Raw genomic sequence first — 12,078 nt, 5'->3', positions numbered from 1 at the left:
CATTGCAGATTTTATAGTTTTCTACTGTACCGCTTATTTTCACGAGGGCCTACAGAAAACTAGCTACGATAGTTTTGTAGACAATCTAGATGAAACATACACAGCATGGGATGTCACGCAGTAATTTTTGGCGCGAAGACTCAAGATGCTGATTCAATACGTTCATGTGCCGCGGTAGAGTACATTCTCTACTCCACGGTTCGATAGTTCTTGCGCAAGCGCCACAATTTTCTCCGGGGTGACATCGTGAATATCCGATGAGGTTTCAAGAAGTATTCCCTGATACAGGGGTTTTCCTAAGTCGCTGATTAGTTCGCATACTGCTGGTTCGCTGAAATAGGTTTTCTATCCTAGAGATGGTGTATACGCTTCTCTTTTCGGTACAGCACGTAACCAAGTGGTTGTCGTCCATGTGGCTAAGTGCGGTGACCAACAACGAATAATTGTTTCTAGCAGTTGGTGGCCGGCTTCAAGAGTGAGTTCTCCCTTTGAAGATTCTGGCACTTCGGGGCTCCGCCAAAATTTGATAAGGACATAGTTTTTAAAATTCTTATTGTCGTTTTGTATTCCTACGCATCCTTGGACAATTATTGGGAGCGGCCCTAGATATTCCAGGTTAAAGTAGTACCCAAATGAGGCGTCTGCGTCTGGAGTTTTTGCGCCCTCTAGCTGGCCCAGTAGCAGATCAGTCAGTCCGGGAGTAGAATTTTCAACATTGGCCCCTAGCCGCTGAGGAGCTTCACGCATGATACGCTAGTGTCCACCCGGGTACAATGACTCAAACGAGGTCATAAAATGGTGAAGTTCTGACACACAATCATCAAGAGTATTTTTCCTTGCGGTCGCCCAGTATCCCGCTATTTGTGTGTCCTTTAAGGATATTCTCATGCTATATTGCGTACTCCTTATCAGAAGGGAAACTAACCGCACTTCGCTATACGCAAGTCTAACAGTCAGAGGGGTTTCTGCTAGCGTAAAAAATGACCATAACCTAAGTTTCCTGCGGCGTGTATATCTTGCGCAACGCAATAGTTACCCAATATTGTGCGCATCGCTGATTTTGACGGGTTCTGCTAATTCTCTGCCCCTAGACTCGGTAAACTTGAAGCACCATGAGCATTCTTGAATACCTTTCCCTCAAACTCGCGGAGAATCCCGGCGGTTACAACCGGCGCGACTATACTGGCAATCCGCTCACCCCGGATGAAATCTATGAGGCGTTCATCGGGTGGATCTCCAGCCGAGGCATGACACTTTACCCAGCTCAAGATGAAGCTGTCTTGGAAATTGCGGCGGGGAATAACGTGGTGCTGGCTACCCCTACAGGATCGGGTAAATCTACAGTGGCGGTGGCGGCGCATTTTACCGGTTTGGCGACTGGGCAGCGTTCCTACTACACCGCACCCATCAAAGCGCTTGTTTCCGAGAAGTTCTTTGATCTTATCGAGATTTTTGGTGCCGAAAATGTCGGTATGATTACCGGGGATTCGGCTATTAACGCGGATGCCCCCATTATCTGTTGTACCGCCGAGATCCTGGCGAATATTACTCTGCGCGAGGGTAAGTCTGCGGATGTCTGCCAAGTCATTATGGATGAGTTCCATTTCTACTCTGACCCACAACGCGGCTGGGCATGGCAGCTGCCGCTTTTAGAGCTTCCACAGGCGCAATTCTTGCTCATGAGCGCGACCCTAGGCGACACCACGCGCTTCCAGGAAGAGATGACGACGCTCACCGGCCGCGAAAGCGTGCTGGTTGCCAGTAGTGAACGTCCAATTCCGCTTCATTTCTACTACTCAACCGACCCCATTCAGGAAGCGGTTCAGGAGCTTGTGCAGACTAAGCAAGCCCCCGTCTACATTGTTCATTTTTCGCAGAAGGCCGCCCTGGAACAGGCAAACGCGCTGCTGTCGGTAGCTATTGCTTCAAAGGAGGAGAAAGAGCAGATCGCGCAGCTTATTGCGAAGTTCAGGTTTGGCCCGGGTTTCGGCAAGGCGCTGAATAAACTGGTGCGGGCTGGTATCGGTATTCACCATGCGGGAATGCTCCCTAAATATCGTCGTCTTGTGGAGAGGCTTGCGCAGGCTGGGTTGTTAAAGGTTATTTGCGGTACCGATACCTTGGGCGTAGGCATTAACGTGCCTATTCGCACTGTACTTATCACGGCCTTGTCGAAGTTTGATGGGTCGAAGAACCGTCGCCTGCGCGCACGTGAATTTCACCAAATCGCGGGACGTGCCGGTCGAGCTGGTTTTGATACCGCTGGTACCGTAGTGGTGCAGGCGCCCGAACACGATATAGAAAATGCGCGCCTATTGGCCAAAGCACAGGCGAAGTTCGGTGACGATACAAAGAAGATTAATCAGTCACTGTCGTCTAAACGCAAGAAAGCGCCGGAAGGTTTTGTGGGTTGGTCAGAGAAGACCTTCGATCAGCTGGTCGCGGCAGAGCCTGAGCCGTTGACCTCTTCGTTCGATATTACCCACTCAATGCTTTTGAACCTGATGCAGCGCCCTCAGAACCCGGTGGTCGCAGCCTATCGCATTCTTCAGGAGAATCACGAGCCTCCGCAGCGTCGCCGGGAACTTTTGCGTAAAGCCGTCAGTATCTATAAGGAACTACTGACCGGCAGGGTTATTGAGCGCACAGATACCCCAGATGAGCATGGCTCATACCTGCGGCTTACCGAAGATTTACAGGATAACTTTGCTTTAAATCAGCCACTTTCGGCATTCGCGGTGGCAGCCATTGAACTTTTGGATCCTGATTCTCCCAACTATGCTTTAGATGTTCTTTCGCTGATTGAGGCAACTTTGGAACCGCCTCACCTGGTGCTATATGCACAGGAGCGTAAGGTTAAGAACGAGCTTTCAGCGCAGCTGAAGGCAGACGGTGTGGAGTATAACGAGCGTATGTATGAGCTCGATCAGGTAACCTACCCTCAGCCTCTCACTGAGTTAATCGAGCAGGCATACACTACGTATCAGCAGTCGGCACCCTGGGTGGCACGCTTTGAGCCGCATCCAAAATCTGTGGTGCGTGATATGTACGAGCGCGCTATGGGCTTCAACGACTTTGTGCAGTACTATGCGTTAGAACGTGGTGAGGGCGTGCTGTTACGTTACCTTTCAGATGCGTATAAGGCGCTGCGGCAAACGGTACCCGAGTCGGCCGTCAACGATGATCTTGCGGAGATTATCGAGTGGCTGGGTGAACTAGTGCGCCAAACCGACTCATCGCTGGTGGACGAGTGGGAGAAACTTGCCGCTGGCGAGGACACTGCATCCTTGGCAGCCGATCGTGCCGCCGCCGAGATTAAGGATGATACTCCCCCAGCCGTCACGAAGAATGTACGCGCGTTCCGGGTGATGGTACGCAATGCTCTCTTCCGCCGTGTGGAGCTTTTCGCCGATGAGCGAGAGAACATACTTGGGGAACTAGATGAGGCCTCAGGATGGGATGCTGACGCTTGGGCGGATGCGATGGATGACTATTTTGATGCCTACGACGATATCTATACGGATGCTGAGGCTCGCTCCCCTAAGCTCGTTCAAATTGACGATGATGTGCGGGAACATCCTGGCGTATGGAAAGTACAGCAGACCTTTGCTGATCCTGAGGACAACTTCGACTGGGGTATTCGGGCGGAGGTAACTCTTGCTGCCTCCGATGATGCTGGTTACCCAGTTCTGAAGATCCTAAGTGTGGGTGAATTCTAAAATATGTGCGATCAGCTGCGTACTTTCAATGCATTGTTTAAACATTTCATAATCCAATAAAACGATTCCAGTGCTAATAGAGTTCGCATAGCCTTAAACTATCGAGAGTAGGATTGCCCCCCCGCGTCTATAAAATTATCCTCTTCCACATCATTTTGCGCCGTCATACATTGCAAATAGCTTGCGTAGTTTGATGTACTTATAGTCCACATACCGCGTTTATCGAACACGCTCATTTTCCAAATATGAAGAATAGTTTCTTTACTTAGAAAAATATGTCACAAATCACAAATTTCCGCCAAAGTGCCTAAATTTCTAGAATATTTAGTATCTTACATCACAAAAACTTCTATAAATCTTAAATTTTTTGTGATCTGAAACAAATTTTATGGAAGTGCACTACCAAAATCTCTCTGCATTTCCGACCACTACAATCTTCAACCACGTAAACTATAGATACAGTTACGATTCAAAACACACAGATAACAAGAATCTAACCTTAATATCAGCATATATTCTGCCAAGTATATACTTATACCTGACATATATTGTTGATTACAGATTAAGGTTCGCCTATGTAATTCTTTGCGTCTGTTGTGCTCAGTAACGCATCCCGGAATTTGCTCTGATAGGCAAACAGGGAAAGACAGTATCACTACATCTCAGACATTTAGGATTATCATACGTGGCAAGCTCAATTTCTAGACGTCGTGTTATTCAGGGCACCACATGGGCAACCCCCATTGTTATCGCCAGCTCCGCCGTTCCTGTATACGCATCATCCCGCGAAAAATGCGTTCCCGACATTTCTGTCCCGGTTAACCAGAACCTCACTAATGATGGGTCATCTACCCTAGAAGCTTTCACCATTCCTGCTGGTGTTGAAACCGTTACTTTCCGCATTACTGGCGGTGTGGGCGGCTCTTACCGCGGTCTTGCAATGCATGGTTCCGGCGGCCGAGGCGCACTCATTACTGGGACTCTTGCGGTCAAGGAGAATGACGTTCTCAAGTTTGTTCTTGCTGGGGGCGGCGCCTATAACCGCGATAAGCCAACGGAACCAGGTAAGGGCTGGGCTAACGGCGGTTCACACGGACCATCCTACAAAACGACCGACGCACGCACCGTTAAATTCTTTGAAGGCCCCAACACTGCCGAGGAATACTACGGCCCTACGGGCGGTGGCGCATCTGCGGTATTCCTCAATGACAAACTCATTGCCGTCGCCGGTGGAGGTGGCGGAGCGGGAACTAGGTTCTACTCCTACACCGTATGGAACGATATGCAGTCCGGCCCCCAGCCCAAAGAGTTTCTCCCTCTCGTTCTTGAAACAACCGAAGCTGCCCAAGGCGGCAGCGGCGGCGCTGGAAACGGCGCAAATGGCAGCTCATTCTCTGAGATCTACAAGTTCTTCCCTGGTCCCAGCATAAGAGCAAACGGTGGTTTTGCGGGAGAGAATGGTAAGGGTGGTGCTGGCGCAGCAACAGGTGGTCTGCGCAATATGGATTCCAATGCTTCCATTGTTTTTGCAACTAACGATGAAAACGACGTATTTTACGAGGATGTAGCTGGCAAATCGGGTGAAGACGCTACCCTTGACAGAAATAGCCTCGGCAATAACGGCGGCACAGGTGGTGGCAGCGTAGTTGGTCGCGCCTTTGTCGATAACCGTCAGTTTACCCACAAATATCTGCACCAGGGCGCGCTTGTGCACTCCTCAACCGGTGGCGGGGGTTACGGCGGGGGCGGCTCTGGCTCCGTAACAACCGCAGGTGCTTATGCTTCTGATCAGCGCTGGGTTAAATACGACCGAGGCGGCTGGGCTCCTGTTGGTGCTGCCGCTGTGTCTGGCGGCGCGGGTGCGGGCGGTTCATACCTAACCCATGACGATGCTCTCCTTGAAGGGCAGATCCTACCGGATCTGGCCACCCGTCCGGCTACTGCTTTGAGCCGTATTAACGCAGTAGCAGAACTTTCTTGGTGCCGCCTCCCCAACAACGAGGACCCCAAGAAAGAAAACTCGGATAATAAAGACAATAAAGGTGAGTAAGTAAAGACAACGCCGAATAGCATATGATGATGCTTACGCGTTACGGTGCTCTCTAGAGATAAGGCTTTGCATGTGTAGAATTTTGACCATGCAAAGCCTTATCTCATATACCCCAAATAAGTAAAACTTTACATCAATACTATTTCGAATCTGACTTCATGCGTGTATCGCAAGCCATAAATTTTATCAAAAATAACTTTACTAATAAATCATTTCTAGATGCTCCCTATATCAAAATCTCTTCTCATGCATTTCATCATGCTCCCTCATTCACTACATGACACATTCTTAATATTTTTACTCGATATCATTCCGTAAGAGGTTGAGAGATTTGTAAATATCACATCAATATTGACGTAAAATAGTGAATTTTATAATATTCTCAACTTTGGAAATACATTTCACAGAGAAAATACTCTATAATCCTTAAATAATCCATGCGCTTCAAATGATCGTACTATATCTATCCTCGAAAGACACCGCTACACAAAATAACTTAGGACTTTCTCATCTCCGCAGAGCAGTTTCATATCAGAGGTTTAACAGCTCTGGCTGATAAATCTGCAGAGATACCAAGGATAATGACACCTATCGCCTACTAATGACAGTGGTGATAATGCCATCATTCGATAGTGCGTCAAAAATAGCGCTAAGATTTTCATATCACTCACATATCAAACACTGGAAGGATACAATGAAGCATTCCATATCTCGCCGCAACGTTGTGAAAGGTGCTGCGTGGGCTACTCCTATGGTCGTAGCAAGCGCTTCTGTACCAGCTTTCGCATCATCACTATGCACCCCAGGTATTACCCTGGATGTACCCACTAACACTACGACAAACGGTGATTCTGTAACCCACACCTTCACCGCTGGCAATATTGAAGTCATGACCTTCACCCTTTTGGGTGGAGCTGGTGGTACTTATCAAGGCAATGCCCGCGATGGCCACGGTGGTTCTGGTGCTCTTGTTACCGGAACCCTCGATCTTAACCCAACCGATGAGGTAACCTTCATCATTGCTGGCGGCGGAGGCCCATATAATAATACCCCGTCTACACCGGGTAAAGGCTGGGCTGACGGTGGCTCTCATAGTGAAGCGATCATGGATGAAAATGAGTACACGAAGCGGTACAAGGAGCATTCTAGCAAGAGCCTAATAAACGAGCTATATGGTCCTACTGGCGGCGGTGCATCAGCAATCCTCTTGAATGGTACTCCTATTGCTATTGCTGGCGGCGGCGGCGGTGCAGGGGCTCGCCAGATTTCGCGTACTTCTTGGAATAAGGAGTTTTACGGTCCGCAGCCCGAAAGCTTTAAAGGTCTCAAATTTAATACAGGCGATATGGCAAACGGCGGTTCTGGCGGACGTGTGGGTGAACGCGGCGGCAGCTACCAAGAAACCTACTTGTTCTTCCCAGGACCTGCCCTCAACATGAACGGTGGTCTTGGCGGCGGTAATGGGCAGGGCGGAGCAGGTGCACCTGCAGGTTCTTTGTCTGATCCGAAGAGCAACAGTGCTATTTCCTTTGAGGGTTCACAAGAGCGCTACTTATTCAGCCAAAACGTTGCCGGTAACGCAGGTGCCGATGCTACCCTCACAAAAAATTCCCAAGGAAATAATGGAGGTCAAGGCGGTGCAGGCGTGGTTGGTATCGGTATGGCTATTACCTGGTACCGCACAAGTGATCTGAACCAGTGTTCCATTCTCCACGGCTCAACCGGCGGCGGTGGATACGGCGGCGGCGGTAGCGCGTCAGTGACTACTGCTGCCGGTTATGGCGCGGATCAATCCTACGCCTCTGTCACAGGTTGGGTTGATGGGAACTACATCGAGGGGGGATACTGGTCACCAGTTGGCTCAGCGGCGTTCTCCGGCGCAGGTGGCGGTGGAGGGTCCTACGTCGATACCTCTCGCGTCTATGACTCCAATATAACTATTGGTAGCAACATTGGTAAGCCCGGTATGCGTGTGAATGGCGCGGCAACCGCTGTTGTATGCCGTAATTTCACAGCAGACAAGAAGACCAAGTAAATAAAGTACGGTGCGAAATACTTGTACGTATTTCGCACCGTATTTCTTTCCCTATAATACGTGTAACTAGGAATCTACACCTTATACGTTGATTGTTCCGTCCTCCTTACTGCACTTTGCAAATCTTTATTCAACTTCTCAAGGAGTTAATCCCATGAAAGCAAATTCCTCCCCCTTCTTATCTCGTCGAACTCTTGTACAGGGGTCGGCGTGGGCTGTCCCCCTCGTGACAGCAAGCGCTACCATTCCCGCTTACGCATCATCGGTGGAATGTGAATATGGCGGCTACGAACAGGCCTTTGCAAATACCTCAGCCGACGGTACGTCGCGTACATATACTGTAACGGTAGATAAGAAAACTAAAGCCTTCAAATTTTCTATTACCGGTGGCTCTGGAGGCTCGTACCAGGGGTCTGCCCAAGGTGGCATCGGGGGTGCGGGAGCCACAGTCTCTGGTGCTGTCAATGTCAATGAAGGTGACGTTATCACCTTCATTGTGGCCGGTGGAGGCGGCCCTTATGGTTCTACTGCTTCTACACCGGGACGCGGTTGGGCAGACGGTGGTTCCCATGTTGGTGCATATATTGGCACTAATAGTCAGGTACAAAGGTTTCAGGAGCATCCAGGCGGATTGATGGAGTTCTATGCGCCTACGGGCGGAGGCGCATCTGCGGTTCTTCTCAACGGTACTGTTATCGCTATCGCTGGCGGTGGCGGTGCAGGAGGCGGTCGCCAGACGCTTTATACGGACTGGCGAGAAGATAGCCTTGGACCTCGCCCAGCAGACTTTAAATCCCTTTATTTCACTCCGGGTACCGTCGCTAATGGTGGTACAGGAGGCTCTGGCGACACGAACGGCGGTAGTTATGAAGAAATATACCACTATTTTCCAGGTCTCGGACTCAAAATGAATGGTGGACTTGGTGGCCGTGACGGGCGCGGAGGTGCTGGCGGCGCTGTTGGCGGTACCGTTAATACACGGAACATCACTTCGGTTTCCTATGAGAATAATGCCGAGCATTCCACAATAAACCAGTACCTTGCGGGTAACATGGGAGACGATGCACGTCTAACGGGTAATGGTTCCAACGGTGGTACTGGGGGTTCCGGTATAGTCGGTATCGGCATGGTGAACACGACGAATTCATCCGATGAAGAAGTTAACCAATGTTCTATTCTCCACGGCGCAACCGGTGGTGGGGGTTATGGAGGCGGTGGTTCAGGTTCGGTAACTACATCGGGCGGCTACATCACCGATCAGAGCTGGACTCGTGAAACATATGGACCGTGGACTACCCGTACATGGTCTCCTGTGGGTGCCTCTGCTTTTTCGGGCGGCGGCGGCGCAGGCGGTTCATATGTAGATAGCTCGCAAGTCTATAACTCTAATATTTCTTCAGGCACGACTCCGGGTTCCCCAGGTCGTCGTGTTAATGGAACCGCTGAGTCTTCGCTGTGCAAGCTTTCCTAACGCATTAAGTACGCACATGTAAGCGAATCTGACTTCTTGCACTACCATAAAACTATCGCGCTCTGCCTTAAGAGGTGGGGCGCGATAGACTATACACACGATAAGTTTATAGGTATGAAAGAAGGTTCACCGTTGACCATTTCTGCACTTCCTCAAGTTGAATACCGCCAAGGCACTGTCATCAAACATGATGGATACGAAATTATCGACCATTGGTTTCAGGTTCCGCTCACTCACGGCCTGATTTTTTCCAAAGGGCGTGATGCCGCGCTATCTTCACGTTTTGCAGATCAAAGCATCAAAATTTTTGCTCGTGAAGTCATCAATACAAGCGAGACTCTGACTCTTCCCGTCGAGAAGCGTCCCTATATCGTCTATCTACAGGGCGGTCCTGGGTTTGGTTCTCCTAAGACCGGTTCCATTGGCGGGTGGATAGCCGAGTTGGCTAAAACTCACCGCGTTATCCTGCTGGATCAGCGTGGCACCGGTATGTCTTCTCCCCTATCCGCACGCAACATTACAGCGGTGGGTGCCCCCCAGATTCAGGCCGAATATGTTGAGCTTTTTCGAGCAGACTCCATCATCGCAGATGCGGAAGCTATACGCGAGGTCTTACTCGCCGACCGTGAGGACAAGCGGTGGTCAACCACCGGCCAGTCCTTCGGCGGATTCTTGACCCTGTCTTACCTGTCCTTCGCCCCACAATCACTGCGTGATTCGCGGATTACTGCGGGTTTGGCGCCAATTCGCACCACAGTAGACAACGTGTACCAGCATACCTTCGATCGTATGGCGGAGCGCAACAAGGAATACTATGAGTGGTTCCCCGAGGATGCAGTTCTCGCTACTCGCATCGCAGAGCATCTGCGCACCCACGAAGAGTACCTTCCCACGGGTGAGCGCCTGACCGACCACCGTTTTCAGATGGCTGGTCACTATTTAGGTGGGCGCTGGCGCGAGCGCGGTCTGCACTACTTCTTAGAAACTGCTTTCGCTGAAGGAGACGATCGCCTCTCAGATCAGTTCCTCTCATCTATGAGCAGCGAAGTTTCTTTCCTGGCAAATCCTCTCTATGCCCTTATGCATGAGACTATCTATGCAGATGGTCCCGCTGACGGTACCTTGCCGGGCATTGCGGGTTATGAGCTCTCACCTTCGCCTGCCCCCACTAATTGGGCAGCGGCACGGGTAGCGGCACAGCGCCCCGAGTTTTCGCCTGAAGCCGATACTCTCTTCTTCACGGGCGAGCACATTTTCCCGTGGTACTACGAAGAAGATCCTGCCCTGCGCACTCTGGCAGATGTTGCGCAGATTCTTGCGGAGAAGAAAGATTGGGGTCGACTCTACGATCATGAGCAGTTGCATCGGAATGAGGTTCCGGTAGTTGCTGCAGCTTACAACCCAGATATTTATGTGGATTTTGAGAACTCAATGGAGACAGCCCGCTGGGTTGGTAATACTCAGGTATGGACCTCGAAAACTCATCATCATGATGGTTTTGGTTCCGATCCACTTACTATTTTGGGCCATTTGAAGAATATGCTAGCAGAGGTTCATAATCAGTAAATTCTTCGTGAACACTAAAATCCGGTACAGCTTCGTAAGAAGCTGTACCGGATTTTAGTATTTCCAACCCTATATTTTAGTGAGCAACGGTAAAGCGAACACCGGGATGTTTTGGGGTTTCCGCTTCATCAAGTAGAGCAACAGCAAAATCTTCAGCACTAATCTCAGTACCAGCAGGAGTGTCAAGCGATACATTGTATTTGCCGGTGCGCTCACCGGGACGGATAAGAGGTGCGGGGGAAAGCAACGTCCAAGCTAGCCCGTCGGATGCTCGGTATTCTTCAAGGATCTGGCAGAAAGCTTTGGCTTCATTTTTGTATGCCTCGGGGAACCCAGCGGTATCAACGAGACGCACGCCATTTTCGTCCATGAGGGAACCGGCACCACCTACAATCAGTAGACGGCCAGCAGGCTTGGCTGCAATTAGCGCCTTATGAGCGTTGATAACCGGATCTGCAGAAGTACCGCGACCGGCAGAAACAGCAATAATGGTAACGTCGTGACCGTTAACGATTGAGACAAGTTCGTCGGTGTTAGCTAGATCAACGATTTTGCTTTCTGCACCGGGTACAGCGTTACCAGAACGGCTGTATGCATCGACCTGATGCCCGCGCGCAACTGCCTCTGCCACAGTGCGCTCCCCGACCATACCGGTTGCCCCAATAACCGCGATGTTCATCTGTATATCCTTTCCTGTTTCCAAACACGCCAGCTCGGATTTTTGTCTTGTACTCCCCCAGCTTGCCGGGCTTCCGAGACAATAGTATCCTTTAGTAACCAGATACCTCAAGGTAACTATAGAAACTTTCTCAATTTTTGGACTGGAAAGTAGTTATGGCTGCAACTCTAACATCACGTAATGGAGCCCCCGCCAATATTCTGGCTAGCGCGTGTCCTTCACGTACTGTATTGCGACATCTTACGGACCGCTGGACTCCTATGATTGTTGCTGTTCTTGCCGATCAGCCAAGTGCTCGTTTTGGGGAGATTAAGGATCATATCGAAGGGTTATCCCCCAAAGTTCTTACCCAGACTTTGCGCTCCATGGAGCGCGATGGCCTGCTCACCCGCGCGGTCACGGCTTCTATGCCACCACGTGTAGATTATTCATTAACTCCGCTTGGTAATACACTTATTGCCCCGATGAATGCTTTACGCCAGTGGGCAGAAACTAATATGGATGCAGTTCTCGCCGCCCGCGAACGTTACGATCAGAACGTTGTTGCCTCATAGTTTT

At 50.2% G+C, this 12,078-nt stretch carries 7 protein-coding genes; 6 read left to right on the top strand and 1 reads right to left on the bottom strand.

All coding sequences use genetic code 11. From position 1 onward, the window contains the following. Window positions 1-1,112 precede the first annotated feature (1,112 nt). From HMPREF3164_RS02440 to HMPREF3164_RS02420, 5 genes are all read left to right on the top strand, one after another. Window positions 1,113-3,719: a DEAD/DEAH box helicase gene (locus HMPREF3164_RS02440; protein WP_070448654.1), complete on the top strand. Its 2,607-nt coding sequence runs from the start codon at window positions 1,113-1,115 to the stop codon at window positions 3,717-3,719. A 685-nt stretch (window positions 3,720-4,404) separates the two neighbouring features. After that, complete coding sequence (locus HMPREF3164_RS02435; protein WP_048754325.1) at window positions 4,405-5,769, top strand: hypothetical protein; 1,365 nt, start codon at window positions 4,405-4,407, stop codon at window positions 5,767-5,769. 694 nt (window positions 5,770-6,463) lie between these two features. Next, window positions 6,464-7,804 (top strand): hypothetical protein, encoded by a 1,341-nt coding sequence (locus HMPREF3164_RS02430; protein ID WP_239661842.1) that lies wholly within the window; start codon window positions 6,464-6,466, stop codon window positions 7,802-7,804. Between the two features lie 154 nt (window positions 7,805-7,958). Continuing rightward, window positions 7,959-9,275 (top strand): hypothetical protein, encoded by a 1,317-nt coding sequence (locus HMPREF3164_RS02425; protein ID WP_070448653.1) that lies wholly within the window; start codon window positions 7,959-7,961, stop codon window positions 9,273-9,275. 114 nt (window positions 9,276-9,389) lie between these two features. Next, window positions 9,390-10,841 carry an alpha/beta fold hydrolase gene (locus HMPREF3164_RS02420; protein WP_048754323.1) on the top strand — a complete coding sequence of 484 codons (1,452 nt, stop codon included), beginning with the start codon at window positions 9,390-9,392 and terminating at the stop codon, window positions 10,839-10,841. A gap of 76 nt (window positions 10,842-10,917) precedes the next feature. Here HMPREF3164_RS02420 and HMPREF3164_RS02415 read toward each other — a convergent pair whose 3' ends face one another. After that, window positions 10,918-11,520 carry an NAD(P)-dependent oxidoreductase gene (locus HMPREF3164_RS02415; RefSeq protein WP_048752269.1) on the bottom strand — a complete coding sequence of 201 codons (603 nt, stop codon included), beginning with the start codon at window positions 11,518-11,520 and terminating at the stop codon, window positions 10,918-10,920. A 155-nt stretch (window positions 11,521-11,675) separates the two neighbouring features. Between HMPREF3164_RS02415 and HMPREF3164_RS02410 the strand changes: the two genes are divergently transcribed. Then, window positions 11,676-12,074, top strand: a complete 399-nt coding sequence (locus HMPREF3164_RS02410; RefSeq protein WP_048752271.1) for a winged helix-turn-helix transcriptional regulator — start codon at window positions 11,676-11,678, stop codon at window positions 12,072-12,074. Window positions 12,075-12,078: the final 4 nt, after the last annotated feature.

Source organism: Rothia sp. HMSC08A08 (assembly GCF_001808385.1).
GTDB lineage: Bacteria > Actinomycetota > Actinomycetes > Actinomycetales > Micrococcaceae > Rothia > Rothia dentocariosa.
This window is presented reverse-complemented; position numbering and strand designations above follow the sequence as displayed.

What these genes read in the sequence shown, in the direction of transcription:
- HMPREF3164_RS02440 (WP_070448654.1), top strand. Translation starts at nt 1,113, where the DNA reads ATGAGCATTCTTGAATACCTTTCCCTCAAACTCGCGGAGAATCCCGGC.
- HMPREF3164_RS02430 (WP_239661842.1), top strand. Translation starts at nt 6,464, where the DNA reads ATGAAGCATTCCATATCTCGCCGCAACGTTGTGAAAGGTGCTGCGTGG.
- HMPREF3164_RS02425 (WP_070448653.1), top strand. Translation starts at nt 7,959, where the DNA reads ATGAAAGCAAATTCCTCCCCCTTCTTATCTCGTCGAACTCTTGTACAG.
- HMPREF3164_RS02420 (WP_048754323.1), top strand. Translation starts at nt 9,390, where the DNA reads ATGAAAGAAGGTTCACCGTTGACCATTTCTGCACTTCCTCAAGTTGAA.
- HMPREF3164_RS02415 (WP_048752269.1), bottom strand. Translation starts at nt 11,520, where the DNA reads ATGAACATCGCGGTTATTGGGGCAACCGGTATGGTCGGGGAGCGCACT.
- HMPREF3164_RS02410 (WP_048752271.1), top strand. Translation starts at nt 11,676, where the DNA reads ATGGCTGCAACTCTAACATCACGTAATGGAGCCCCCGCCAATATTCTG.